This is a genomic window from Bradyrhizobium sp. (genome assembly GCF_019242285.1).
Lineage (GTDB): Bacteria > Pseudomonadota > Alphaproteobacteria > Rhizobiales > Xanthobacteraceae > Bradyrhizobium.
Genome location: NZ_JAFAVV010000516.1, coordinates 1 through 24466 on the forward strand (window position 1 = coordinate 1; position 24466 = coordinate 24466).

24 protein-coding genes and 1 pseudogene are annotated in these 24466 nt (G+C 64.4%); 16 read left to right on the plus strand and 9 right to left on the minus strand.

The annotated features are described in order from the left end of the window. The first annotated feature begins 35 nt into the window (after positions 1-35). Both JOY90_RS20315 and JOY90_RS20320 read left to right on the plus strand, forming a co-directional pair. On the plus strand, positions 36-290 hold the full coding sequence (locus JOY90_RS20315) for a type II toxin-antitoxin system HigB family toxin (protein ID WP_367276972.1): 255 nt from the start codon (positions 36-38) through the stop codon (positions 288-290). After that, a pseudogene (locus JOY90_RS20320) lies at positions 277-653 on the plus strand (type II toxin-antitoxin system HigA family antitoxin). The gene JOY90_RS20315 and the pseudogene JOY90_RS20320 overlap by 14 nt, the downstream one beginning before the upstream one ends. Before the next feature lie 432 nt (positions 654-1085). Here the strand turns inward: JOY90_RS20320 and JOY90_RS20325 are convergent. Together JOY90_RS20325 and tyrS are read right to left on the minus strand one after the other, a co-directional pair. Next, positions 1086-2336, minus strand: coding sequence for an MFS transporter (locus JOY90_RS20325; protein ID WP_291692893.1), 1251 nt, complete (start codon positions 2334-2336; stop codon positions 1086-1088). A 54-nt stretch (positions 2337-2390) separates the two neighbouring features. Further along, on the minus strand, positions 2391-3644 hold the full coding sequence (gene tyrS / locus JOY90_RS20330) for a tyrosine--tRNA ligase (RefSeq protein WP_291692894.1): 1254 nt from the start codon (positions 3642-3644) through the stop codon (positions 2391-2393). A 183-nt stretch (positions 3645-3827) separates the two neighbouring features. Between tyrS and JOY90_RS20335 the strand changes: the two genes are divergently transcribed. Beyond that, the gene (locus JOY90_RS20335; RefSeq protein ID WP_291692895.1) at positions 3828-4931 is read left to right on the plus strand and encodes an anhydro-N-acetylmuramic acid kinase; all 1104 of its coding nucleotides are present in this window, start codon (positions 3828-3830) and stop codon (positions 4929-4931) included. Between the two features lie 56 nt (positions 4932-4987). Next, entirely contained in the window at positions 4988-5662 is a 675-nt protein-coding gene (locus JOY90_RS20340; protein ID WP_291692896.1) for a glutathione S-transferase family protein, read from the plus strand. 4 nt (positions 5663-5666) lie between these two features. Here the strand turns inward: JOY90_RS20340 and JOY90_RS20345 are convergent, their stop codons facing one another. Together JOY90_RS20345 and JOY90_RS20350 are read right to left on the minus strand one after the other, a co-directional pair. After that, positions 5667-6179 (minus strand): DUF1697 domain-containing protein, encoded by a 513-nt coding sequence (locus JOY90_RS20345; RefSeq protein ID WP_291692897.1) that lies wholly within the window; start codon positions 6177-6179, stop codon positions 5667-5669. A 65-nt stretch (positions 6180-6244) separates the two neighbouring features. Then, positions 6245-6892, minus strand: a complete 648-nt coding sequence (locus JOY90_RS20350) for an alpha/beta hydrolase (RefSeq protein ID WP_291692898.1) — start codon at positions 6890-6892, stop codon at positions 6245-6247. Between the two features lie 372 nt (positions 6893-7264). On the opposite strand from JOY90_RS20350, the gene JOY90_RS20355 reads away from it, so the two are divergent. From JOY90_RS20355 to JOY90_RS20390, 8 genes are all read left to right on the plus strand, one after another. Further along, positions 7265-8422 carry a cysteine desulfurase family protein gene (locus JOY90_RS20355; protein ID WP_291692899.1) on the plus strand — a complete coding sequence of 386 codons (1158 nt, stop codon included), beginning with the start codon at positions 7265-7267 and terminating at the stop codon, positions 8420-8422. A gap of 93 nt (positions 8423-8515) precedes the next feature. Continuing rightward, positions 8516-10012 (plus strand): Fe-S cluster assembly protein SufB, encoded by a 1497-nt coding sequence (sufB, locus tag JOY90_RS20360; RefSeq protein WP_291692900.1) that lies wholly within the window; start codon positions 8516-8518, stop codon positions 10010-10012. A 40-nt stretch (positions 10013-10052) separates the two neighbouring features. After that, positions 10053-10805, plus strand: a complete 753-nt coding sequence (sufC, locus tag JOY90_RS20365; protein ID WP_291692901.1) for a Fe-S cluster assembly ATPase SufC — start codon at positions 10053-10055, stop codon at positions 10803-10805. Between the two features lie 17 nt (positions 10806-10822). Beyond that, a complete protein-coding gene (gene sufD, locus JOY90_RS20370) occupies positions 10823-12145 on the plus strand; it encodes a Fe-S cluster assembly protein SufD (RefSeq protein WP_291692902.1) in 1323 nt (440 codons plus the stop codon). Continuing rightward, a complete protein-coding gene (locus JOY90_RS20375) occupies positions 12142-13389 on the plus strand; it encodes a cysteine desulfurase (protein WP_291692903.1) in 1248 nt (415 codons plus the stop codon). Before sufD ends, JOY90_RS20375 begins: the two co-directional genes overlap by 4 nt. After that, positions 13386-13757: an SUF system Fe-S cluster assembly protein gene (locus tag JOY90_RS20380; protein WP_291692904.1), complete on the plus strand. Its 372-nt coding sequence runs from the start codon at positions 13386-13388 to the stop codon at positions 13755-13757. The genes JOY90_RS20375 and JOY90_RS20380 overlap by 4 nt, the downstream gene beginning before the upstream one ends. A gap of 80 nt (positions 13758-13837) precedes the next feature. Then, positions 13838-14230 (plus strand): iron-sulfur cluster assembly accessory protein, encoded by a 393-nt coding sequence (locus JOY90_RS20385; RefSeq protein ID WP_291692913.1) that lies wholly within the window; start codon positions 13838-13840, stop codon positions 14228-14230. 17 nt (positions 14231-14247) lie between these two features. Next, the gene (locus JOY90_RS20390; RefSeq protein ID WP_291692905.1) at positions 14248-14724 is read left to right on the plus strand and encodes a TfoX/Sxy family protein; all 477 of its coding nucleotides are present in this window, start codon (positions 14248-14250) and stop codon (positions 14722-14724) included. 334 nt (positions 14725-15058) lie between these two features. Here the strand turns inward: JOY90_RS20390 and JOY90_RS20395 are convergent, their stop codons facing one another. Then, on the minus strand, positions 15059-16465 hold the full coding sequence (locus JOY90_RS20395; RefSeq protein WP_291692906.1) for a DEAD/DEAH box helicase: 1407 nt from the start codon (positions 16463-16465) through the stop codon (positions 15059-15061). A gap of 403 nt (positions 16466-16868) precedes the next feature. Between JOY90_RS20395 and JOY90_RS20400 the strand changes: the two genes are divergently transcribed. The 3 genes from JOY90_RS20400 to JOY90_RS20410 all read left to right on the plus strand — a co-directional run bounded on the left by JOY90_RS20400 (position 16869) and on the right by JOY90_RS20410 (position 20080). After that, a complete protein-coding gene (locus JOY90_RS20400; protein ID WP_291692907.1) occupies positions 16869-17456 on the plus strand; it encodes a TMEM175 family protein in 588 nt (195 codons plus the stop codon). A gap of 120 nt (positions 17457-17576) precedes the next feature. Continuing rightward, positions 17577-19022, plus strand: coding sequence for a caspase family protein (locus tag JOY90_RS20405; protein ID WP_291692914.1), 1446 nt, complete (start codon positions 17577-17579; stop codon positions 19020-19022). Positions 19023-19177: 155 nt separating this feature from the next. Next, complete coding sequence (locus JOY90_RS20410) at positions 19178-20080, plus strand: outer membrane beta-barrel protein (RefSeq protein ID WP_291692908.1); 903 nt, start codon at positions 19178-19180, stop codon at positions 20078-20080. A gap of 116 nt (positions 20081-20196) precedes the next feature. On the opposite strand, the gene JOY90_RS20415 is transcribed toward JOY90_RS20410, so the two are convergent. Next, positions 20197-20967, minus strand: coding sequence for an SDR family oxidoreductase (locus JOY90_RS20415; protein ID WP_291692909.1), 771 nt, complete (start codon positions 20965-20967; stop codon positions 20197-20199). 162 nt (positions 20968-21129) lie between these two features. Beyond that, positions 21130-21315, minus strand: coding sequence for a hypothetical protein (locus tag JOY90_RS20420; protein ID WP_291692910.1), 186 nt, complete (start codon positions 21313-21315; stop codon positions 21130-21132). A 184-nt stretch (positions 21316-21499) separates the two neighbouring features. Between JOY90_RS20420 and JOY90_RS20425 the strand changes: the two genes are divergently transcribed. Beyond that, the gene (locus JOY90_RS20425) at positions 21500-22141 is read left to right on the plus strand and encodes a hypothetical protein (RefSeq protein ID WP_291692911.1); all 642 of its coding nucleotides are present in this window, start codon (positions 21500-21502) and stop codon (positions 22139-22141) included. 123 nt (positions 22142-22264) lie between these two features. Here JOY90_RS20425 and JOY90_RS20430 read toward each other — a convergent pair whose 3' ends face one another. Further along, positions 22265-23089: a porin family protein gene (locus tag JOY90_RS20430; protein WP_291692915.1), complete on the minus strand. Its 825-nt coding sequence runs from the start codon at positions 23087-23089 to the stop codon at positions 22265-22267. A gap of 248 nt (positions 23090-23337) precedes the next feature. Beyond that, the coding region (locus tag JOY90_RS20435; protein ID WP_291692912.1) for a toprim domain-containing protein at positions 23338-24466 on the minus strand (1129 nt) is incomplete at its 5' end.

Genomic DNA, 24466 nt, shown 5'->3' on the forward strand with positions numbered 1-24466 from the left:
TCGAGTTTCGAAGAGGGCACAAGGACCATGCCGCGCTGAAGGCAGCCTTGGATGCCTGGTTTGATGAAGTCAAAAAGGCGCAGTGGTCGACCACGGCTGATGTAAAGCGCAGCTATGCTAGTGCCAGCATCGTCTCGGCGGACCGGATCGTGTTCAACATTAAGGGGAACGACTATCGGCTGGTCGTCGCCGTCGATTTGGAGAAGAACATCGTGTGGATCGAATGGATCGGCACGCACCGAGACTACGACAAGATCGATGTAAGAGAGGTTCGACATGGCGGCGACTGAGATAAAGCCGATCCGGACGACGCGCGATTACGAGGCCGCACTCAAGGAGGTCGAGCGGCTCTGGGGCACGAAGGCGGGTACGCCGGAGGGTGATCGGCTGGACGTGCTCGCGACCCTGATCGATGCGTACGAGGTTGAGCACTATCCGATGGACCCGCCCGACCCGGTCGAGGCCATCAAGTTCCGCATGGAGCAGCAAGGGCTCACGCGGAGGGACCTGGAAGAGATCATCGGCACGTGTGGATCGCCGAGGTTCTCAATCGAAAGCGCGGACTGTCAATCACGATGATCCGCCGACTGCACGAACGGCTTGGGATCTCTGCGGAAGTGTTGATCCGGCCGAGCCGAAGGAAGGCTGCGTGAGGGGAAGGCCATCCCCTTAGGCGAAGAACGGCGGCACGTGGCGGCCGCAGCGCAAATGTAACTGGCGCGCCAGGGCCGATGAAGATGGGTACCATTGCTTCGCCTTGGTGCTGTGATGCTGTGGCCCGTCACCCACTCCAATAGGCGGCGATACTACGACGACCTACGATTTTGTGCTTCGCCGCTTCAGCAGACGTCGTCTCATCGATGGTCCTGTCTTTGACGGTTACTTAGATCGGCGAAAACTCTGCTGAATTCCGGAAGCTGCAATCTTCCTTTTTCCTGTTGGTATTCAAGTTCGTTGAAGGGCCCATCACTGAAACGGGTTTCAGAGCATTCCGCTCTTCTGCCTGCCGCAAGATGCCGCGCACCACATTGAGGTCTGCATGGAATCATCCGCGTCTATATTGCTAGGTCGTTCCCACACGGCGCTCAGCGCCGCAGCGCCGGCACCACCAGGAACGGCAGCATTCCGAGCACGACATTGATCAGCGAGAACACGATCAGCGGATGGTAGCTGTGGGTGAAGTCGTGCAGCAGGCCACCGCTCCATGAGCCCAGCGCCGATCCGAGCCCGCTGCCGATCGAGATCGTGCCGAAGATGGTACCGAGGCGCTCGCCACGGAAGATCTTGATCGCGGTGGCGCTGATCAGGGGGCCGCGCGAGCCGATCATGCTGCCGAAGGTGACGACGAAGCCGGTCAGGAGCCAGTAGCTCGGATAGAACTGGATCAGCCACAGCAGCACGATGCCGACGATCGAGATCGTGTAGCTGATCAGGATCGAGGGCCGCCTGCCGATCAGACCGTCCAGCGCCGAGACGCCGAGCATGCCGAACAGCAGCACGACGCCGGAAAAGCCCCAGGCGGTCGCGGCCTGCAGCGGCGGGAAACCGGCATCGATCAGGTAGGCCACGATCTGGGCCGACAGCGCGTACATGGCGACCGCGGTGAAGAAGAAGGTCGAGAACAGCGCCCAGAAGGCGTGGTGGCGCACAGCGCTCATGAGCGTCCAGCCCTGATCGACGACCTCGTCGTCGACCTTCTTCACGACATGCGGCGCGCCGGCGCCGAAACGGCGCCATGGCAGCAACAACACCGGCAACAGCAGCGCGCTCACGGCGACACCGAACAGCAGGTAGGTGCCGCGCCAGCCGACACGGTCGATCAGGAGCTGCGAGGCTGGCAACAATAACAGGACGCCCCCGCCCATCGCCGAATAGACCACGGCCATCGCGGTCGGCAGCCGCGGCCCGAACCAGCGCCCGAGCAGGATGGAATTGGGAACGTTGCCGATCAGCGCGGCACCGAAACCGACACAGAGACCGATCGAGAGCTGGAATTGCCAGAGCCTCTCGGCATAGCAGGCGATCAGGAACGCCGCGCCCAGCAGGAAAATCCCGGACGAATAGACCGCGCGCGGACCCGATCGGTCGAAGACGCGGCCGACCAGTGGCGCGGTAAGGCCGCTGGCGAGCCAGGCCAGCGAATAGACCGAGACCACCTCCGCGCGGTCCCAGCCAAAATCCTGCGAGATCGGCTTGAGGAAGACCGTGAAGGTTTCGCTCAAGCCGCGGCCGAGCACCGACAGCGCAAAGCACAAGGCGAGCACGAAGAGCGCGGTGCGCTCCGTATCCGTCCGCGGCGCAGCGGCGGCTTCCTTCCGCAGGGTCGTCTGATCCATGGGAGGAGGGAGCGCGCTTTCGCTGCAAAGCGCAAGCGCGCCCGGCGAATACGGCTATGCAGGCTTGAGCAGGACGTGCCGCTTCCTGCCCAGCGACAATTTGATCACGCCGGCGTCCGTCAGGTCGGCTGGCGTCAACGTCATCTTGTCGTCGGTCACGGGAACGTCGTTGACCCGCAGGCCGCCGCCCTTGATCTGGCGCCGCGCCTCGCCGTTGGAGGCGACGAGTCCTGCCTTGACGAAAGCCGTCAGCACGCCGACGCCGCCCTCGAGCTCGGCATCGGAGGTTTCGACCGTCGGCAGGTTCTCCGCGATCGCGCCTTCCTCGAAGGTCTTGCGCGCGGTTTCCGCCGCTTGTCGTGCCGCATCCGCGCCATGCAGCAGCGTGGTCGCGGCATCGGCGAGCGCCTTCTTGGCCTCGTTGATCTCGGCGCCTTGGAGCGCTGCGAGCTCGTCGATCTCGGCCGTCGGCAGGATCGTGAACAGCTTCAGGAATCGCGCGACGTCGGCGTCCTCGGTGTTGCGCCAGTATTGCCAGAACTCGTAGGGGCTGCACTGGTCGGCATTGAGCCAGATCGCGCCCTGCGCGGTCTTGCCCATCTTGGCGCCGGAGGAAGTGGTCAGAAGCGGCGTGGTCAGCGCGAACAATTGCTGTGTGCCCATGCGGCGGCCGAGCTCGACGCCGTTGACGATGTTGCCCCATTGGTCCGAGCCGCCCATCTGCAGCCGGCATCCGGTGCGCCGCGCCAGCTCGACGAAGTCGTAGGCCTGGCAGACCATGTAGTTGAACTCGATGAAGCTCATCTCCTGCTCGCGCTCGAGCCGGAGCCTGACCGAATCCATCGTCAGCATGCGGTTGACCGAGAAGTGCCGGCCGATGTCGCGCAGCATCTCGATCCAGTTCAATTTGGTCAGCCATTCCGCGTTGTCGAGCATGATGGCGTCGCTGGCGCCGTCGCCGAAGCGCAGCACCTTGGCGAACACGCCGCGAATGCTGGCCTTGTTGGCTTCGATCTCCTCGATCGAGCGCAGCGCCCGCGTCTCGTCCTTGCCGGAAGGATCGCCGACCATGGTGGTGCCGCCGCCCATCAGGGTGATCGGCTTGTTGCCGCTCTGCTGCAGCCAGTAAAGCATCATCATGGTCAGGAAGTTGCCGATATGCAGCGATGGCGCGGTACAGTCGTAGCCGACATAGGCGATCGCCTGACCCTTGGCCGCCAGCGCGTCGAGGCCCTCGAAATCGGAGCATTGGTGAATGAAGCCGCGCTCTTGCAGCACATTCAGAAAATCTGACTTAAAGGCGGTCATTTGACGGCGAGCCTTGTCATCGATGTTTTACGGTAGTTGCAACAAATTGCGGGAACCCGTAGCAGAAGGCTGCCGCTTCCATGTGCGCTGTGGCATTATAAGATGCGGCGGCCTGGCACAAGCTGATTGGAACCGAAGCGGGACCGCGCTTCCCCGGATTGAGCGTTCCGAGGGCATATCGCGATGATGTTGACGACGATCGGTCTGATGAGCGGCACCTCGCTCGACGGGGTCGATGTCGCCTTGGTCGAGACCGATGGCAAACGGATCCAGGCGTTCGGACCGACCGGCTATCGGCCCTATAACGACAAGGAGCGCAGCCTGCTGCGCCGGGCGCTGGCGGAGGCCGTCTATCTCGGCGAGCGCGAGGCGAGGCCCGGCGCGCTGGCGGAGGCCGAGCGCGCGGTCACGCTCGCGCACGCGGAAGCGGTGGCCGCCTTCGCCGCGCATAATGGCATCAGGAGCGAGGACGTCGACATCGTCGGCTTCCATGGCCAGACCGTGCTGCATCGCCCCGAGCGACGGCTGACGGTGCAGATCGGCGATGCCGCGGCGCTCGCGAAGGCGATCCACATTCCCGTCATGCACGACTTCCGTGCCGCCGACGTCGCGGCCGGCGGGCAGGGCGCGCCCTTCGTCCCGGTCTATCATCGCGCGCTGGCGCAGTCGCTCGAGCGCGAGGGGCCGATCGTCGTGGTCAACATCGGCGGCGTCTCCAACATCACCTATATCGACGGCACCGACGTGCTGATCGCCTGCGACACCGGTCCTGGCAACGCGCTGCTGGACGACTACATGTTCCGCGTCCTGCACCAGTCCTTCGACTGCGAGGGACGGCTCGCGGCGCAGGGCAGCGTCGATGAAGCATGGATCGCCCGCGGGCTCGCACTGCCGTTCTTTGCGCTGCCGCCGCCGAAATCGCTCGACCGCAACGATTTCGCGCAGCTCAAGCTCGATGACGTGTCGCCTGCCGACGGCGCGGCGACCCTGACCGCGTTCACCGCGGCGTCGATCGCACGGATCGTGCCGCTGCTGCCGAAGGCGCCGAGGAGCTGGATCGTGGCCGGCGGCGGCGCCCGCAACCACACCATGATGCGGATGCTGCGCGAGCGGCTCGAACCGTCGCATGTCGAGGCGGCCGCGTCGCTCGGCTGGTCGGCGGATGCGATCGAGGCCCAGGCCTTCGGTTTCCTCGCCGCGCGCGGCCTCAAGGGCCTGCCGCTCAGCTACCCCGCCACGACCGGGGTGCCGATGCCGATGACCGGGGGGCTGATCGCGCGGCCTTGACAGTTTCATGCAAGTGCATTTAACTTGATGCAACTGCATGAACCCGACGGTGCGCCATGGGCGAATGCCTCAAGCTGGTCAGTCACAAGCTCTGTCCCTATGTGCAACGCGCGGTGATCGCGCTCACCGAGAAGGGCGCGAGCTTCGAGCGCATCGACATCGACCTCGCCCACAAGCCCGACTGGTTCGTGAGGCTGTCGCCGCTTGGCAAGACCCCGGTGCTGCTGGTCGGCGATACCGCGGTGTTCGAATCGGCGGTCATCCTGGAATATCTGGAGGAGACGCGGGACAAGCCGCTGCATCCGGCGGACGCGCTGCGCCGCGCCGAGCATCGCGCCTGGATCGAGTTCGGCTCGGCCGTCCTCAATGACATCGCCGGGCTCTACGCGGCGCCCGACGAGGCTGTCTTCAAGGCTAAGGCCGCGCAGCTCGAAGCGCGCTTTGCCCGGCTGGAGGCGCGGAGCATGGCCGCGCCCTGGTTCGACGGTGCCGGCTTTTCGCTGGTGGATGCGGTGTTCGGCCCCGTGTTCCGCTATTTCGACGTATTCGATACGATCGGCGACTTCGGGATCCTGGCCGGCAAGCCGAAGCTTGCGCGCTGGCGCGAGGCGCTGGCGGCGCGGTCGTCGGTGCGCTCGGCGGTCGGTGCCGACTATCCGGCCCTCTTGCGCGATTTCCTGGAACGTCGCGGCTCCTATCTGTCGCGGCTGCAGGCGAGGGCGGCGGCGTAGGCGGTCAGGCTTCGGCCGCCATCTTCGCCAGCACCGCCACCGTGTTCATGTTGCGCGCGGTGCCGGCCTTGGCGGCGGGAACGATCAGTTTCGACTTGGCCATGCCCTCGCCATAGTGGATGTAGAGCTCGCGCTTGCCGAGGCGGATCTGCTCGTCCTTCCGGCCGCGGACGGCGGAGAGCGCATCCGCCGGCGGCGCGTGGTCGAGGAAGACGGCTATGGTGCGATTGGGGGCGAGCTTCGGAAACGGATTGTCGGCCGAAACCTGCGCCATCTCGGCGGCGCTGCGGACCAGCACGCCGACCGGCTTGCCTGCATAGGACGCGAGCGCCTTTTCCAGCGCGGCCTTGATCGCGGCTTCGGACTTGCGGCTCTTGAACACCACGTTGCCGCTGGCGATGTAGGTTCGCACGTCACTGAAGCCGATCTCCTCGCAGATCGCCTTGAGGTCGCTCATCGGCAACTTGCCGGTGCCGCCGACATTGACGGCCCGCAGCAGTGCGACGAACGAGCCCATGATTCTCTACTTCTTGCGCATGATCTGATCGGAAAACCGGTCCCCACTTTTCCGGATCATGCGGCTCAGCGCACGTTGGCGAGCCGCATGTCGAGATAGGCGGTGATCGTCTCCATCAGCGGCTCGAGCTTGCCGTCGAAGAAATGATTCGCACCGGGGATGACCTGCTGGTCGATCACGATGCCCTTCTGCGTCTTCAATTTCTCGACCAGCGTGTTGACGTCCTTCGGCGGCACCACCGCATCCTTTTCGCCATGCACGATCAGGCCCGAGGAGGGGCAGGGCGCGAGGAAGGAGAAGTCGTAGAGATTGGCGGGCGGCGCGATCGAGATGAAGCCTTCGACCTCGGGCCGCCGCATCAGGAGCTGCATGCCGATCCAGGCACCGAACGAGAAGCCGGCGACCCAGCAGGCGCGCGCTTCCGGATTGATGGTCTGCGCCCAGTCGAGCGCGGAGGCGGCGTCCGACAATTCGCCGGTGCCGTGGTCGAACGAGCCCTGGCTGCGGCCGACGCCGCGGAAATTGAAGCGCAGCACCGAGAATCCGCGGTGGGCGAAGGCGTAGTAGCACTGATAGACGATCTGGTGATTCATCGTGCCGTGGAACTGCGGATGCGGATGCAGGATCATCGCGATCGGCGCGTTCTTCTGCTTTGCGGGATGATAGCGGCCCTCGAGACGGCCCGCCGGGCCGGTGAAAATGACTTCAGGCATCAGTGATTCCTAGGCTGCTCTCTGGCATGTCTTCCCGGCGCTTGCCTTGACGCGTTGCCCCGTTGCGGCCTCTCTTGGACATCAACCAGGTGGTTGGTGCTGGCTTCATCGGTCCTCGGCGGACAAGATGACAAAGTGGCGCATGGATGGGGATTGCCGCGAGGCGCAAACGCCGCTTGGTGAACTCGCCGCGGGTTCTAACATGGGCGGCGGGGCAAAAAGCAAGCATCTTGAACATCCGGCAATGGCTTCAAGGTGTTACGATTGCCACTTGGCGGTCGGCACAAGCATCGCCAGTTGCGCAGCGAGGGGGCGCGTCAGGTCCGATGGCCGCTCTCGCGCCGCCAACAGGCCAGGGTAACATATTACGCGATGAGTGACCGGATCTATCTCGACTGGAACGCGACCACGCCGCTGCGTCCCGAAGCCCGGGCGGCGATGGCGGCGGCGTGGGAGATTCCGGGCAATCCATCCTCGGTCCACGCCGAAGGCCGCCGCGCCCGCCGGCTGCTCGAGGATGCGCGCAGCACCGTCGCCGCGGCAATGGGCGCTCTCGCGCGCAATGTCGTCTTCACCTCGGGCGGAACCGAGGCCAACGCGCTGGCGCTCGTGCCCGGCGTGCATCGTGCCGGCGGACGGCCGGTCGAGCGGCTGCTGGTCTCGGCGATCGAGCATGTCTCGGCGCTTGCGGGCGGCCGGTTCTCGGTGGCGGCGATCGGCCGGATCAGGGTCACGCCTTCGGGCGTCGTGGACCTCGACCACCTCCGTGACCTGCTCGCCGCAGGTCCGCCCGCCCTGGTATCGATCATGGCCGCCAATAACGAGACCGGAGCCTTGCAGCCGTTGGCCGAGGCCGCCGAGCTCGTCCACCAGGCTGGAGGCCTCCTGCATGTCGACGCGGTCCAGTCGTTTGGAAAAATGCCGTTTGATATCAATGCGATAAAAGCCGATCTTGTTGCCGTTTCAGGACACAAGATCGGCGGCCCCAAGGGGATCGGCGCGCTGGTCCTGGCCGAAGATATCGAGACTGTCGAACCGCTGTTGCGGGGCGGCGGTCAGGAGCGCGGCCGGCGGGCCGGGACCGAGAACATTACCGGGATCGCCGGCTTTGGGGCGGCAGTCGGCGCGGCGATGCGCGCCGTCGAGGCTGATGCCGCGTGTATGGCGGCCCTGCGGAGCCGGCTGGAGAATGGATTGAAGGAAACGCCCGGTGTCATGGTATTTTCCGACGATGTTGCCCGGCTGCCGAATACCACCCTGTTCACCGTTCCCGGGTTGCGGGCCGAAACCGCCGTGATCGGCTTCGATCTCGAAGGGGTGGCCGTGTCCTCGGGCTCCGCCTGCTCCTCCGGCAAGGTGCAGCCGTCCCACGTCCTTCAGGCCATGGGCCATGGCCCGGAACTCGCCCAGGGCGCCGTGCGGCTCAGTCTGGGCTGGCTTACGTCGGAGACAGACATCGATCGTTGTCTGGAGGCTTGGCGAAAGCTGGTCGCTCACCTAATTAAGGGGGAGCGACGAAACAGTGCTTGAACTGTTCTAAGCAGGTGATTTCCTCCGGGAAAGCCTGTAATAGTCGCCCGGAACAATCCACCGCGGTCCTTGAAACCGCGAGCGGAGGATGGAATGCCAGCCGTACAGGAGACGGTCGACCGGGTGCGCCGGATCGACGTCGATCAATATCGTTATGGATTCGAGACGCTGATCGAATCCGACAAGGCCCCGAAGGGCCTGTCCGAGGACACCGTCCGCTTCATCTCGGCGAAAAAGAACGAACCTGCCTGGATGCTGGAGTGGAGGCTCGAGGCCTTCCGCCGCTGGCTCACCATGACCGAGCCGACCTGGGCGCGCGTCGACTACCCGAAGATCGACTACCAGGACCTCTATTATTACGCCGCGCCGAAGCCGAAGAAGCAGGTTGCGTCCCTCGACGAGATCGATCCGGAAATCCTGAAGACCTACGAGAAGCTCGGCATTCCCCTGCGCGAGGTCGCCGTGCTGGAAGGCGTGGTGTCGCCGGACGGGGAGGCTGCGCCCGAGCGCAGCCGGATCGCGGTCGACGCGGTGTTCGATTCGGTGTCGGTCGCGACCACCTTCAAGGCCGAATTGAAGAAGGCTGGCGTGATCTTCATGCCGATCTCGGAGGCAATCCGCGAGCATCCGGAGCTGGTGAAGAAGTATCTCGGCTCGGTGGTGCCGACCTCGGACAATTTCTTCGCCACCCTGAACTCGGCGGTATTTTCGGACGGCTCGTTCGTCTACGTGCCGGAGGGCGTGCGCTGCCCGATGGAATTGTCGACCTATTTCCGCATCAACGAGCGCAACACCGGCCAGTTCGAGCGCACGCTGATCATTGCCGACAAGGGCTCCTATGTCAGCTATCTCGAGGGCTGCACCGCGCCGCAGCGCGACGAGAACCAGCTTCATGCCGCCGTGGTCGAGCTGGTCGCGCTCGACGACGCCGAGATCAAGTATTCGACGGTGCAGAACTGGTACCCCGGCAATTCGGAAGGCAAGGGTGGCATCTACAATTTCGTCACCAAGCGCGGTGACTGTCGCGGCCGGAATTCCAAGATCTCCTGGACCCAGGTCGAGACGGGATCGGCGATCACCTGGAAATACCCGAGCTGCATCCTGCGCGGCGACAATTCCCGCGGCGAGTTCTACTCGATCGCGATCTCGAACGGTTTCCAGCAGGTCGACAGCGGCACCAAGATGCTGCATCTCGGCAAGAACACCACCAGCCGGATCATCTCGAAGGGCATCGCGGCGGGCAGATCGCAGAACACCTATCGCGGGCTCGTCACCGCGCATCGCAAGGCCACCGGCGCGCGCAACTTCACCGCCTGCGACTCGCTCCTGATCGGCGACAAATGCGGCGCGCACACCGTGCCCTATATCGAGGCGAAGAACGCGTCGGCGACCTTCGAGCACGAGGCGACGACCTCGAAAATCTCCGAGGACGTGCTGTTCTACTGCGTCCAGCGCGGCCTCTCCCAGGAGGAGGCGGTCGGCCTCGTCGTCAACGGTTTTGTGAAAGATGTGCTGCAGCAACTGCCGATGGAGTTCGCGGTCGAGGCGCAGAAGCTGATCTCGATCTCGCTGGAAGGCTCGGTCGGCTAACTCAAGAGCGGGGCCGCCCGGCGGCCAACGGAAGAAGATGATGGCATTACTCGAAGTGAAAGACCTGCAGGTTCGTGTCGAGGATCGGGAGATCCTCCACGGCCTGACTCTTACAGTGAACCAGGGCGAGGTTCACGCGATCATGGGGCCGAACGGCTCCGGCAAGTCGACGCTTTCTCACGTCATCGCCGGCAAGCCGGGCTATGAAGTGACCGGCGGCGAAATCCTGTTCAAGGGCGAGGACCTGCTGGCGATGGCACCGGACGAGCGCGCCGCCAAGGGCGTGTTCCTGGCGTTCCAGTACCCTGTCGAAATCGCCGGCGTCGCCACCATGAACTTCCTGCGCACGGCGCTGAACGCACAGCGCAAGGCGCGTGGCGAGAGCGAGTTCTCGACACCGGACTTCCTCAGGAAGGTGCGCGAGGTGGCAAAATCGCTGAACATCCCGCAGGACATGCTCAAGCGCGGCGTCAATGTCGGCTTTTCCGGCGGTGAGAAGAAGCGCAACGAGATCTTGCAGATGGCGCTGTTCGAGCCGAGCCTGTGCATCCTCGACGAGATGGACTCGGGCCTCGACATCGATGCGCTGCGGATCGCCGCCGACGGCGTCAATGCACTGCGCTCGCCGGAGCGGGCGATGGTCGTCATCACCCACTACCAGCGGCTTCTGAACTACATCGTACCCGACTTCGTCCATGTGATGTCGCGGGGGCGGGTCGTGAAGAGCGGGGACAAGGAGCTGGCGCTGGCGCTGGAAGCGTCCGGCTATGCGCAGTTCGAGGATGCCGCCTGACGAATGCGGGTTTTGTGATGAACGTTGCTTTGGCAAGAACCGAGACCGGACGTGCGGTGAGCAATCTGTTTGCAGCGGCGCGCGACCGGCTGCCCGGCAAGGGCAAGGTCGCCGATACCAGGCAGCAGGCCTTTGAGGCCTTTGAGCGCGCCGGCCTGCCGCATCGGCGGATTGAGGAATGGAAATACACCGACCTGCGCGCGCTGATGCGCGAGGTCAAGGGGTTGGCGCCGCGGCCGGACACAACGGCGCTGGCGCGGGCGAAGGCGGCGCTGGCGCGGCTTGCGATCAGGGACGCGGCCAGGCTCGTGCTGGTGGACGGCATCTTCGTGCCCGAATTTTCCGACCTTGCCGGGCTGGAGGCGGGCGTAAGTGTCCAGGCCCTGCGCGAGGTGCTTGAAGACGCCGGCAGCCAGGCTGCCGCCGACCTGCTGACCGTAAGCGCCACAGATGCGATGATCTCGCTCAATGCGGCGATGGCCACCGATGGCGTCGTCGTCGGCATTGCCGACGGCGCGGCGCTCGCCCGTCCGCTGCACATCGTCCATGTCGCGACCGCCGGGTCGGCATCCAGTTTCACCCGCTCACAGTTCACAGTGGGCAAGGGCGCACGCGCCACCCTGGTCGAAAGCTTCGTCGCAGCCGACGGCGCCAGGGCCTATCAGGCCAATGACGCGCTCGTCATCACCGTCGGCGACGGGGCTGAGCTGTCCCAGGTCCGGCTGGTCGCCGATGCCGATGACGCCATCAACATCACGTCGCAGATCTTATCGGTCGGCGCCAAGGCGAAGCTCAACCTGGTCAACATGACCAGTGGCGGAGCGGTAAGCCGCCTGCAAGGCTTCATCACGCTCGCCGGCCAGGGCTCCGAGCTGGCTGTCAACGGCGTCAACCTGCTCAAGGGAACGCAGCACGGCGACACCACGCTGGTGGTTGATCACGCGGTGCCGAACTGCACGAGCCGGGAAGTGTTCCGCGCGGTGGTCGACGATCGCGCCCATTCGGTGTTCCAGGGTCGCATCATCGTGCGTCCGGACGCGCAGAAGACCGACGGCAAGATGATGACCCGCGCGCTTCTGCTGTCCGACGAGGCCGAGGCCGACAACAAGCCGGAGCTGGAGATCTTCGCCGACGACGTCAGCTGCGGCCACGGCGCGACATCGGGCGCGCTCGATGACGATCTCTTATTCTATTTGCGGGCGCGGGGCCTGCCCGAGAAGGCGGCGCAGGCGCTGCTGATCCAGGCGTTCGTCGGCGAAGCGATCGAGGCGATCGCCGACGACGGGCTGCGCGAGGCCGTGATGGCCGCCGCGGAAAACTGGCTGGAGGCGCGTGTATGAGTGAGCATCCGGCCGTCGCGAATGGCTCCTATGACGTGGCGCGCGTGCGCGAGGATTTCCCCGCGCTCGCGATGCAGGTCTATGGCAAGCCGCTGGTCTATTTCGACAACGCCGCGTCGGCCCAGAAGCCGAAGGCGGTGCTCGACCGCCTGATGCAGGCCTATACGACCGAATATGCCAATGTGCACCGGGGTCTGCATTATCTCGCCAACGCGGCGACCGAGGCCTATGAAGGCGCCCGCGCCAAGGTGGCGAAATTCCTCAACGCGCGACGCAGCGAGGAGATCGTCTTCACCCGCAACGTCACCGAGGCGATCAACCTCGTGGCGTCATCCTGGGGCGAGCCGAACATCAAGGCCGGCGACGAGATCGTGATCTCGATCATGGAGCATCACTCCAACATCGTGCCCTGGCATTTCCTCAGGGAGCGCCACGGCGCGGTGATCAAATGGGCGCCGGTCGACGATGAAGGCAATTTCCTGATCGAGGAATTCGAAAAGCTGCTTTCGCCGCGCACGAAGCTGGTCGCGATCACGCAGATGTCGAACGCGCTCGGCACGCCCGTGCCGGTCAAGGAGGTCGTCCGGATTGCGCACGCCCGCGGCATCAAGGTGCTGGTCGACGGCGCGCAGGGCGCGGTGCATCTCGACGCCGACGTCCAGGACATCGATTGCGATTTCTACGCTTTTACCGGCCACAAGCTGTACGGCCCGACCGGGATCGGCGTGCTCTACGCCAAGCACGAGCACCTGGTGGCAATGCGCCCCTATAATGGCGGCGGCGAGATGATCCGCGAGGTGGCGCAGGACTGGATCACCTACGGCGATCCGCCGCACAAGTTCGAGGCCGGCACGCCGCCGATCGTGCAGGCGATCGGGCTCGGCGCGGCCATCGACTATGTCAATTCGATCGGCAAGGCGCGGATTGCCGCCCATGAGCACGATCTTCTGACCTATGCCGAGGATCGCCTGCGCGAGATCAACTCGCTGCGCGTGATCGGCTCCGCGAAAGGCAAGGGACCGATCATCTCGTTCGAGATGAAGGGCGCCCATCCCCACGACGTCGCGACCGTAATCGACCGGCAGGGCATCGCGGTGCGCGCCGGCACGCACTGCGTAATGCCGCTGCTAGAGCGATTCAACGTCACCGCGACCTGCCGGGCCTCCTTCGGCATGTATAATACGCGGGACGAAGTCGACCATCTGGCGCAGGCGCTGATCAAGGCACGGGAACTGTTCGCATGACCGATACGGCCGAAGTCAAGACCAGCCCCATGGAGACCCAGTCGGCGCTGCCGCCAGAAGAGACCGAGCGGCTGACGACCGAGATCATCGCCGCGCTGAAGACGGTGTTCGATCCGGAGATTCCGGCCGACATCTATGAACTCGGCCTGATCTACAAGGTCGACATCAAGGACGACCGCTCGGTCGACGTCGCGATGACCCTGACGACGCCGAACTGCCCAGCGGCCGGCGAATTGCCGACCATGGTGGAGAATGCGGTGGCCAGCGTCCCCGGCGTCGGCGTGGTCAGCGTCAACGTGGTCTGGGAGCCGATGTGGTCGCCGGAGCGGATGAGCGACGAGGCGCGCCTCGTGCTCAACATGTGGTGAGGCTGCGAGACGTTGGGAAACGAGGGCAAGCAAGCGAGGGGCGGCCTTGATTTGCCGCCGGGATCGACCAGATGAATGACATGACGCAAGCTCCGCAAGCATCCGCCCCCAGGCCGAAACGGCCCCGTCCGCAGGTCATGCGCCTGACCGACGCTGCGGCGCAGCGGGTTCAGGAATTGACCAGGCGCGCCGATTCCGAGATCGTCGGCCTGCGCGTCGGCGTCAAGAACGGCGGCTGCGCCGGCCAGTCCTACACGGTCGAATATGCCCACGACATCCGCCCAACCGACGAGGTGGTCGAGGACAAGGGCGTCAAGATCCTGATCGACCCCAAGGCTGTGCTGTTCCTGCTCGGCACCGAGATGGACTACAAGGCCGACAAGATGCAGGCGCAGTTCGTGTTCAACAACCCGAACCAGATCTCGGCCTGCGGCTGCGGCGAGTCGGTGCAGCTCCGGCCGGCGGAAGTCTGAGCGGCGAGCGCGGGCGCATGGACCGCGACTTCCTCGCCGATCTGTTCTCAGATTTCGGTCCCGTCACCATCCGCCCGATGTTTTCCGGCTTCGGCATTTCCGTCGACGGCGTCAATTTCGCAATGGCATTGCGCGCCGGACTTTATTTCCGGGCCGATGAGCAGACCATTCCGCAATTCGAGGCCGAGGGCTCGAAGCCTTTCCAGTATCAGACCAGCACGAGAAGCGTGACGGTCAACTCCTACTGGCAATTGCCGGCGCGGCTGTTCGACGATTCCGAAGAGCTGAGCCAGTGGGCGAGAGCGGCGCTCGGCGCGGCGCAGCGTGCGGCGCTGAAGAAGCGCAAGCCGGCCAAACAAGCCGCGGCGCAGGGTCGATCGAAGGCGCGAAAAGCCAACGCCAAGCACGCCAAGAAGCCGGTCAAACGGAAGGCCGCGAAAACGGCCTGGAAGGCCGGCAGCTCACGCGCGCGCGGCCCGGCCCGGCGGCGTTAGACGAACGATTCCATGAAATCCATATCGTCTCCAAGCTCTCCGACCTCATCCTGAGGAGCAAGTCTTCGCCCTCAGGGCGAAGACTTGCGTCTCGAAGGATGGCCACTTGCACGGCCGTCGCCCTGGGCATCCTTCGAGACGCATCGCTTGCGCGATGCTCCTCAGGATGAGGTTCCCACGAGGGGGCTGATATGATTCCAATTTCGCAAGCGCTCGTCTAGGCGACTTGACGTTAGGCGACCTCGGTCGTCTTCAGGGTGTAGCCCGGAATGGTGGCGTCGGGGCCACTTTCACGGCGAGCGCGAAACTCCTCGGTGAAGATCGCGCCCAGGTGTCAGACGCGCGCGCGCACCGGTCGCAGCAGGAAGGCCGGAAGATGCGAATGATCGGCCGGCTCCTGCTCGGCTTCGCGCGGCGCACGGCGCGGGGGTTCGGCATGAGTGGCGGCCCGAGGCGCCGCGGCCTGCGGCTGCGAGCCATTGTGGCGGCCGGCGCTGGTGCGTCGGGGCTCGCGCTCGCGGTGTCGGGGTTCACGCTCGCGTTGCGGCTTGGTACGGCCTCCCCTGCGGGAGCGCGACGCACGCGGTGCTTCCGATTCGTCCTCGGCCGCGACTTCGTAGTTGCCCTCGGCGCGCGGAATGTTCTGGCCGATCAGCTTCTCGACGGCGGCGAGCGATTTCTGGTCGGGGGGGCTGACGATCGAGACGGCCGTGCCGGCCCGGCCGGCGCGGCCGGTCCGTCCGATCCGGTGGACGTAATCGTCGGGATGATGCGGCACATCGAAATTGAAGACGTGGCTGACCTCGGGAATGTCGAGGCCGCGGGCCGCGACGTCGGATGCGACCAGCAGCGGCAGCTCGCCTTTGCGGAATTGATCGAGCGCGGCCATGCGCGCCGGCTGGTCCATGTCGCCGTGCAGGGCGCCGACGCTGAACCCGTGCTTCTGCAGCGACTTGTGCAGCACCGCGACCTCACGCTTGCGGTTGCAGAAGATGATCGCGTTCTTGAGATCCTTGGCGTCGCGCAGCAGGCGGCGCAGCACCTCGCGCTTCTGATGCGGCTCGCGGCCGGCCGGCACGTGCGATTGCGTCACGGTGACCGCGGCGGTCGCGGGCTTGGACACTTCGACGCGGACCGGATTGTGCAGGAAGGCCTCGGTGACGCGGCGGATTTCCGGCGGCATGGTCGCGGTGAAGAACAGCGTCTGCCGGGTGAAGGGAACGAGCTTGCAGATCCGTTCGATGTCGGGGATGAAGCCCATGTCGAGCATGCGGTCGGCTTCGTCGATCACCAGGAGCTCGACGCCGGTGAGCAGGAGGCCGCCGCGCTCGGTATGGTCGAGCAGGCGGCCTGGAGTTGCGATCAGGACATCGACGCCGCGCGTCAATTTGGAGTCCTGGTCGCCGAAGGAGACGCCGCCGATCAGGAGCGCGACGTTCAGTTTCTGGCCGGCGCCGTAGCGGTCGAAGTTTTCCTTCACCTGTGCGGCGAGCTCTCGCGTCGGCTCGAGGATGAGGGTGCGCGGCATACGGGCCCGTGCCCGGCCCTTTTCCAGAAGCGTCAGCATGGGGAGCACGAAGGCAGCGGTCTTGCCGGTGCCCGTCTGTGCGATCCCCAGGACGTCCCGACGTGCGAGGACGTGGGGAATGGCCTGATCCTGGATGGGGGTGGGGGTCGTGTAACCGGTGGCCGCCACAGCGGCCAGAACCTTGTCGGATAGTCCGAGATGAGAAAAAGACATTGAGCCTCTATTCGACACCGCCGTTCGGAATCGAAGGTAAAAGGCGGTCGCGTCGAGCCCCGAAACGGCGCGCTTAATGAAGCTCGGGGGGCGGGTGAGGGACGCCGGCCAGCGGCTGATCTACTCGCAATTGCGTTCGATCCGATTCCGCTTTGACGCGAACATAGGGGCGAAATGGCCAAAGTCAATCTGGGAACGGTCATATCGGCCGAAAAACCTTAATGTTTTCGCATGAATAACGGGCTGTTTTGTCACTTCCCGGTCAAATGCGGAGGGTGCATCGAGGCTCGCAAATGCGCCGCCCGACGGAGCCGTCCACCGACGGGCTTCAGAATTCGCTCTCTCGCGCAGCACGAATACCTTTAAGGTTGGCTCTCCGGACCATTGTCTTGGGGGCAACGACATGTTCTCGAAGGCGCGCCTCGATGCTCTGAGCGACGGTATTTTTGCCGTCGCCATGACACTGTTGGTTCTGGACCTGCGGCTGCCTGATGACTTCCATCCCCGTGACGGCGCTGAGCTGCTCGAGCAGGTTGCCGGTCTCTGGCCGAAATTCCTGCCCTACGCGCTGAGCTTCGGGGTGCTGGGGCTGCGCTGGATCGCCAATCTCGAGCTTCGCAGCAAGGCAGAGTACGTCAACCGGGAATACGTCAATTGGTGGCTGCTCTATCTGCTCCTCATCACCTGTGTGCCGTTCACGACCATCCTGGTCGGCCGTTTTGCCAGTCTCGCGCCGACCGTCTGGCTCTATGCGGGAAACACCTTGCTGATCTCGCTGGTCGGCGTCCGCCTGGTCTTCGTCACGCCCGATCTCGAACAGGGCGATCATCTGGCGCGGCGACAGGCCTCCGCCCTGTTGTTGATGCTGAGCTCGGTGCTCGCCATCGCGCTCAGCTTCGTCCGTCCGAATTTGGCGCTGTGGGCCTTTGCCCTTAACTTTGCCGCACCCGTGTTGAGAGTGTGGTTCGGCCGGCATCGATTGCCCGGTTGAACCGGTAACATCGCGTCGCCGACCATGAGTCAGGCTTTTCCAGGCAGGGATATGATGGGGATGAGGAATTGGCTGCCCGCCAGGGCTCGGCTGGTCGGTGCATTGGCGGTGAGCCTGACCATGCTGGCCGCGCCTGCGCACGCCGATAAACGCGTCGCGCTCGTCGTCGGCAACAATGACTACAAGAACGTGCCGAAGCTGCAGAAGGCGGTCAACGATGCCCGCACCATGGGCGATACGCTGAAGCAGCTCGGCTTCAACGTGATGGTCGCGGAGAACCTGAGCCGGCAGCAGTTCAGCCAGGCGTTGCTGGCCTTCGACAGCGCGATCGAGCCGGGGGATACGGCGTTCTTCTTCTATGCCGGACACGGCTTCGAGATCGCCGGCCAGAACTATCTGCTGCCAACCGACGTGCCGGCGGCCGGCGAAGGGCAGGAGGAGCTGGTGCGCGATGCGTCGGTGCTTGCGGACCGCGTCATCGAGCGCCTGCAGAACAAGCAGGCGCGCACCTCCATCCTGGTCTTCGATGCCTGTCGCAACAATCCGTTCGAGCGGGCGGGCACGCGCGCGGTGGCCGGCAGCGGCGGGCTGGCGCCGATGACGCAACTGCCGGAAGGCGTGTTTTCCGTGTTCTCGGCCGGTCCGCGACAGACCGCGCTGGACCGGCTTTCGAACAATGATCTCAATCCCAATTCGGTGTTCACGCGCACCTTCTCCAAGGAGCTGCTGCAACCCGGCGAGAACCTCGTGCAGGTCGCGCAGCACACGCGAAAGCTCGTCAGCGAGCTCGCCGAGACCGTCAACCACAAGCAGTTTCCGGTCTATTTCGACCAGATGGTCGACGACGTCTTCCTGAACGGCAAGGCAGCCGGTCAACCGGACATCAAGCAATTGAACAAGCCCGCGGCACCGCCGCAGCAGGTTGCGGCGCTGCCGCCAGTGCAGAAGCCGCCGCCGAGCGAATCCCTCAATGCGCCGATCGCGATGTTCTCGCGCCACAATGGCGGCTGGACGGTGGTGTTCTCGATCGCCGATCCGACGCTCGGCATTTCCTGGCGCATGGGGAGCAGCGGGGACTTCCGCGAGACCGGATTTCTGGACACGCTCGACCCGCGCACCCGCAAGCGCCTGCCCAACCCGTCGATCGAGCTGCCGGCGGACGCGCCGGCATCGACGATCGAAATCCGCTACATCGACATATCCGGCGAGATGCAGGGACCGTTCCCGATCAAGTTCGATCCGACGGCGGCGCTGATTCACGATCAGCGCAAGATCCTCGACATGACCTCGACGAGCTGGCTGCAATTCCGCGAATTCAACGGCCTCCTGATCTACTACACGCATCTGATGACCAATCGCTGCGCGATCCGCGAGGCACGCATCGGCATCGACACCACGGTACCGGACAAGACCCTGAACATGCCGCCCTGCGATCCCAAGGATCCCAATTCGATTCCGGCGAATGCGACGCCTTATCTGAAGCTCTCGCCGTCGACTCAATTCGTGTCAGTCGAGCTGACGTACCGCGACGGCAGCGTGTCCGAGATCAAGAGCTTTCGGCGCTGATGGTAATTAGTTGCCTCGTTCACTTGGGTTTTGTTGCATAGTTACAACCCTTTCGGGGAAACATGTCGAGCTCGGGCGGCGTAGCCCCTTTTTCGATGCACTCCAGGCAACTTCACAGCTATTTGTTGTTCAGTATTTAATCCGTGGAGGTTGTTATGAGTTGGAAGCGGGCAATCGGATTCGTGATTTCAATGAGCGTTGCGGGGGTGGGCACAGCCTCCGCGGCCGACCTGGCGGCGAAGGCACCAGCCTACAAGGCGCCACCGCCGGAAATCTGGAACTGGAGCGGGTTCTATATCGGCGCCAATGTCGGCGGCGCGTGGAGCGATAACAGCACCACCTACACCATGCCTTTCACCGCGGCTGGCAACAGCTTCGCCACCTGTGGCGCACCGGCTGGCGTCGCCCTCCCGGCGTTGGCCGGTCCGAATCCGTTCGACCTCTCGACGGATTGTGCGCGGCCGAGCAGCGTCATCGGCGGCGGTCAAATCGGATACAATTGGCAGCAGGCTGCCTGGGTCTTCGGTCTCGAGGCCGACGGCCAATGGCAACAGCTCATCCAGCATAGTTTCGTGCGGTTCGGAAACAATCCGGCGGCAGGCGCTCCAATGGGCTCCGTGGCGACGGATACGGCCTATTTCCGGTCGGAGCAGGATGCCCTCGGCACCTTCCGCGGCCGGGTTGGCTGGACGGGTGGAAGCTGGCTGCTCTACGCGACGGGCGGCCTCGCCGTTGGCGAAGTCAAGCATTCCGCAACCGAAGTGCTGGCTCCCGGCAATTCGTGCCCGGCGGCACCGTCCACAACCTGCCGGACTGGCAGCGACGACAGGACGAAGTTTGGCTGGACTGTCGGCGCTGGCGCCGAATGGATGTTCGCCAGAAACTGGTCGATCGGCGCCGAATACCTTTTCGTCGATCTCGGCAGTTCGACGATTACGCTGGCTCCGGCCGGTGGCTTCTTCTTCAACGCCAGCACCGTCAAATTCGAGGATCGCGAGCATATCGCGCGCGTGAAACTCAACTATCACTTTGGCGGCCCGGTCGTCGCCAAGTACTGAGTTCACGACTACTGAGCTCACAACTACTGAGCTCAGCCGAACATTTCTCCCGAGCCTTTGAAAGCCCCGGCGTTGTCCGGGGCTTTCTTGTTTGCTGGTTGAAGCGAGGGGGCCGCTCAGCTCATGATCGAATAGCCGCCGTCCACGGGAATCGCCGCCCCAGTGACGAAAGCGGAGGCGCTCGAGGCCAGAAACACGGCTATTCCCGCGAAGTCGTCGATGGCGCCCCAGCGTGCCGCCGGGGTCCGTGCCAGCACGCGCTCGTGCAGGCCGCCGATCTCGACGCGAGCACGTTTGGTAAGGTCGGTATCGATCCAGCCCGGCAGGATCGCATTGGCCTGGATGTTGTCGGCCGCCCAGGCGCAGGCGCATGAACGGGTGAACTGCACGATGCCGCCCTTGCTGGCGGCGTAGGCCGGCGCAAAGCTCGCACCGAAGATCGACATCATCGAGCCGATATTGATGACCTTGCCGCCGCCGGCGGCCTTCATCAGCGGGTGCACCGCTCTGGAGCAGAGGAAAGCGCTGGTGAGGTTGGTGTCGATGACGCTGCTCCATTCCTCGATTTCGAGCGCATGCGGTGGCTTGCGGATGTTGATGCCGGCGTTGTTGACGAGAATGTCGATGCGGCCCAGCTCGCGCGCGACCTGGTCCACCATGCCGGCGACCGCTTCCTTAGCCGTGACATCGGCCGTGACCGCGATCGCGCGCACGCCGCGCCCGGCCAGCTCGGCGGCAGCCGCCTTCGATTTCTCCTCGTTGCGGCCGACGACCGCGATATCGGCGCCGGCGTCGGCGAGGCCGCGCGCGATGCCGAGCCCGATGCCGCCATTGCCGCCGGTGACGATCGCCACTCGGCCTTTCAGATCGAACAATTCGGTTTTCATCGCTGCATTCCCGTGATTTTTGGCGCCGGCTGTTGGGATCACTCGACCGCGGCCGGTACCCGGCCCCCTCGGACTTTTGACCATGAAACGCGGATGCGGCCAAGCGGCCGCGTAGGCGAAGCAATCAGGAGGACGTGTGCCGACGGGCCCTGGCTCGCACGGCTAGCGCGTTGCCTGCCAGATCAGCACCAGGCCGACAGCGGCCAGCGCGGCGCCGTATCCCGCCCACTGGATCTGGTTGATCATGAAGCTCGTGCGCGGCCAGGCCACGGTGCCGGTGCCCTGGCCGATCCACAGCAGGCCGGTGGCAAGCGCGAGCAAGCCGACGATGAGAAGCAGTCGACGCATCGTTTTCTCCCGCGCTGCGGCGTATCCGAAGTTCCGGCCAGTTGCTGCTTCGATCCCGGCGCTCGCGAATGAAAAGGGGCGAGCTTCGGTAGCGGAGCAGTCGGGACGAGACGTCGATTCGTTTCAAAACTTTTGCCGATTGCAACCGTAGCTTCTGGTCAATTGCAACGCCAGTGAGCCGATCATGAAGCGGAAACTCATTTTCACAGCGATGCTCCTGCTGGCAGCCATCACGGCCTATGTCGGGTGGCCGCGACGGCCAGATCTGCGCGCCTTCGATCCGGCGGCGATGGCGCATCTGGAGACGGCGATGTGGCGCGACTATTACGAGAAGCATTATCCAGCGTTGTTCTATCACCTCGCCGAATCGTCGCGGACCGAGTTCGGCTTTTCGCCGTTGCAGAGCATCAGGATCGCGCTGGCCGCGGCGCGGGCGGCCAAGACCTTCCAGCCGACGCATTCGCGGCACGAGGCCGAAGCCGCGATCCCCGATCTCGTGACCTATTACGACCTGCTGCGACCCGCCGCGCCGGTGTCTTTCGACGTGCGGGAGGTTGCGGGCCGCGAGCTCGATTGGTGGCAGGCCAGGCGTGAGTCGGTCGGTCCCCAGACCTATGGCGTGACGGTCGCAGCGGTGGCGGCGCTGACCTATGGCAGGCAGGAAGCCGACCCCGACATCATGGCGTTCGGCATTGAACGGGCGGAAGCCATGGCCTTCCGCGATGCGCGCAGTGCTGCGATCACGGAGCAGGACTGGTCAGCCATCGAGACGCGGCTGCACGGAGCCTATCAGCGGCTCAAGACGGCAATCGCGAAGCAGCCATGAGGCAGGCCGAGCGCTCGTACGAGCCCTTGCGTATGAAAACCTTGCTTGCGAAAAAGCCTTGGACAACAAAAAAACCCCGGGCGACGCCGGGGCTTTTCCGAGAGAACTTTGCAAGCGAAAGGATCAGTACTTCGCCACCACCGGGCCGGTCCAGTTGAAGCGATAGACCAGCGAGGTCGAGATGGTCTGAACCATCGGCTTGAAGGTGATCGCATCACCCGTGCCTCCGGCGAAGCCGACGAAGGGAACGTTGGTGCCGTTCACGAGCTCGTTGATCTGTTTCGTATCATAGAAGGCCGAGCGATATTCGGTCTTCATGAACCAGCCGGGGGCCGTGATGCCGAAGATGTCGAGATTGTTCTCGACACCACCACCAATGAACCAGCCATTGCGGTTGAAGCTGTCGGTATGGACGCCGACCGGAGCCCCAGTGCGCGTATCAAACATCTGGGTTCCGCTCCAATTCGAGCCCGAGTAACCAGCGTTCACGTAGGACAGGACGTTCGGCGCCACTAAATAGCCGACGCGAATGCCCGCAGCCCACGAATCCCGAAGGTTCTCGCGCCCAGCAAAGAACGGCTGCTGGTCCTGAATGGTGCCGCGGATGCTGCCGAACTGGCCGTCGCCGAAGATGCCAGCGACCCAACGGCCGCTGAACTGCCAGTCGTAGCCGGCGCCCACCGTGCCGAACCACCCATTGCCACCTTGAGTCTGGTTGAAGCCGCAGAGAGAAATCCCGGCGACACAGCCACGCAACCGGTCGACCACGGTCGTATCCGCATCCCAGAGGCCGCCGCCGGCGCCGCCGAAGACGTAGAAACCGGTCCAGTTGTAGACGGCGGCCATCGGCGCCGGCGCCTTGGTGTAGGTACGGGCAGGGAGGTCGGCGGCAAAGGCCGATCCGGTGAACGCCGCCGCCACGGCCAAAGCTGCAAGGAGCTTCTTCATCTCTAAAATCCTCAAGTTCAGCGATCTCTCGCGCGACAAAGGGTGTTAGGCAAAGAATCCCCATGCCCGATGCCGAGGACTATAGTCTTTCCCGCTTAAAATGCTGTTGCAGGCCAGGCACAGTAAGCCGAAAAGGCGGCACTGAGGCGATTCAGACACACCTGATCTAACGGCTTGATCTTACAAATAATACCGCGCGGAGGGGTGAAACTCCCTGCCGCGCTTCGGTCTTCGCCCAAAGGTGGTGGCTAGACGTCCAGCAAATCCTCGCTGGCAAATTCCGCCTTATCGGAAATGAAGGCGAATCGCGCTTCCGCCTTGGTACCCATCAACCGCTCGACCGAATCGGCGGTACCTTCGCGATCGTCGGCGAGCAGCACCACGCGGAGCAGCGTGCGCCTGGCCGGATCCATCGTGGTTTCCTTGAGCTGCGCCGGCATCATCTCGCCGAGGCCCTTGAAGCGGCTGATGTCGACCTTGGCGTTGGCGTTGAACTGGGACTTCAGCAGCCGATCCCTGTCGGCGTCGTCGCGCGCGTAGAACGTCTTGTTGCCGTGGGTGAGCTTATAGAGCGGCGGCACCGCGAGATAGAGGTGCCCCTCGTCGATCAGCCGCGGCATCTGCCGGTAGAAGAAGGTGATCAGCAGCGAGGCGATGTGGGCGCCGTCGACGTCGGCGTCGGTCATGAGGATGATGCGTGCGTAGCGCAAATCCTCCTCCCGGTATTGCGCTCCGGTGCCGCAGCCGACCGCCTGCACGAGATCGGCGAGCTGCGCGTTGGCCGTCAGCTTGTCCTTGCCGGCCGAGGCGACGTTGAGGATCTTGCCGCGCAGCGGCAGGATCGCCTGAGTCTTGCGGTCGCGCGCCTGCTTGGCGCTGCCGCCGGCCGAATCGCCCTCGACGATGAACAGTTCGGAGCCTTCGGCTGCGGTATCGGTGCAGTCGGCGAGCTTGCCCGGCAGCCGCGCCTTCTTGGTCGCGGTCTTGCGCGCGATCTCCTTCTCCTGCCGGCGGCGGATGCGCTCCTCGGCGCGCTCGACGACGAAATCCAGCAGCTTGTTGGCCTGCGCAGGATTGCCGGACAGCCAGTGGTCGAACGGGTCCTTGATGGCCTGCTCGACGATGCGCTGCGCTTCGGCGGTGGCGAGCCGGTCCTTGGTCTGGCCTTGAAATTCGGGCTCGCGCACGAACACGCTGAGCATGACGGCTGCGCCCGCCATCACGTCCTCGGAGGTGACGCTGGCGGCGCGCTTGCCCTGGCCGACGCGCTCGGCGTGGTCCTTCAGGCCGCGCAACAGCGCGCTGCGGATGCCGGATTCGTGGGTGCCGCCGTCCTGGGTCGGAATGGTGTTGCAGTAGGAGGAGAGGAAGCCGTCG

Excerpts from the sequence above, each read along its gene's own strand:
- JOY90_RS20395 (WP_291692906.1), bottom strand. The coding sequence starts at position 16,465 with ATGTCTTTTTCTCATCTCGGACTATCCGACAAGGTTCTGGCCGCTGTG.
- JOY90_RS20355 (WP_291692899.1), top strand. The coding sequence starts at position 7,265 with ATGAGTGACCGGATCTATCTCGACTGGAACGCGACCACGCCGCTGCGT.
- JOY90_RS20350 (WP_291692898.1), bottom strand. The coding sequence starts at position 6,892 with ATGCCTGAAGTCATTTTCACCGGCCCGGCGGGCCGTCTCGAGGGCCGC.
- JOY90_RS20380 (WP_291692904.1), top strand. The coding sequence starts at position 13,386 with ATGACCGATACGGCCGAAGTCAAGACCAGCCCCATGGAGACCCAGTCG.
- JOY90_RS20390 (WP_291692905.1), top strand. The coding sequence starts at position 14,248 with ATGGACCGCGACTTCCTCGCCGATCTGTTCTCAGATTTCGGTCCCGTC.
- JOY90_RS20405 (WP_291692914.1), top strand. The coding sequence starts at position 17,577 with ATGCTGGCCGCGCCTGCGCACGCCGATAAACGCGTCGCGCTCGTCGTC.
- JOY90_RS20325 (WP_291692893.1), bottom strand. The coding sequence starts at position 2,336 with ATGGATCAGACGACCCTGCGGAAGGAAGCCGCCGCTGCGCCGCGGACG.
- JOY90_RS20420 (WP_291692910.1), bottom strand. The coding sequence starts at position 21,315 with ATGCGTCGACTGCTTCTCATCGTCGGCTTGCTCGCGCTTGCCACCGGC.
- JOY90_RS20430 (WP_291692915.1), bottom strand. The coding sequence starts at position 23,089 with ATGAAGAAGCTCCTTGCAGCTTTGGCCGTGGCGGCGGCGTTCACCGGA.
- JOY90_RS20425 (WP_291692911.1), top strand. The coding sequence starts at position 21,500 with ATGAAGCGGAAACTCATTTTCACAGCGATGCTCCTGCTGGCAGCCATC.
- JOY90_RS20340 (WP_291692896.1), top strand. The coding sequence starts at position 4,988 with ATGGGCGAATGCCTCAAGCTGGTCAGTCACAAGCTCTGTCCCTATGTG.
- JOY90_RS20375 (WP_291692903.1), top strand. The coding sequence starts at position 12,142 with ATGAGTGAGCATCCGGCCGTCGCGAATGGCTCCTATGACGTGGCGCGC.
- JOY90_RS20410 (WP_291692908.1), top strand. The coding sequence starts at position 19,178 with ATGAGTTGGAAGCGGGCAATCGGATTCGTGATTTCAATGAGCGTTGCG.
- JOY90_RS20335 (WP_291692895.1), top strand. The coding sequence starts at position 3,828 with ATGATGTTGACGACGATCGGTCTGATGAGCGGCACCTCGCTCGACGGG.
- JOY90_RS20345 (WP_291692897.1), bottom strand. The coding sequence starts at position 6,179 with ATGGGCTCGTTCGTCGCACTGCTGCGGGCCGTCAATGTCGGCGGCACC.
- JOY90_RS20400 (WP_291692907.1), top strand. The coding sequence starts at position 16,869 with ATGTTCTCGAAGGCGCGCCTCGATGCTCTGAGCGACGGTATTTTTGCC.
- sufD (WP_291692902.1), top strand. The coding sequence starts at position 10,823 with ATGAACGTTGCTTTGGCAAGAACCGAGACCGGACGTGCGGTGAGCAAT.
- tyrS (WP_291692894.1), bottom strand. The coding sequence starts at position 3,644 with ATGACCGCCTTTAAGTCAGATTTTCTGAATGTGCTGCAAGAGCGCGGC.
- sufB (WP_291692900.1), top strand. The coding sequence starts at position 8,516 with ATGCCAGCCGTACAGGAGACGGTCGACCGGGTGCGCCGGATCGACGTC.
- sufC (WP_291692901.1), top strand. The coding sequence starts at position 10,053 with ATGGCATTACTCGAAGTGAAAGACCTGCAGGTTCGTGTCGAGGATCGG.
- JOY90_RS20385 (WP_291692913.1), top strand. The coding sequence starts at position 13,838 with ATGACGCAAGCTCCGCAAGCATCCGCCCCCAGGCCGAAACGGCCCCGT.
- JOY90_RS20415 (WP_291692909.1), bottom strand. The coding sequence starts at position 20,967 with ATGAAAACCGAATTGTTCGATCTGAAAGGCCGAGTGGCGATCGTCACC.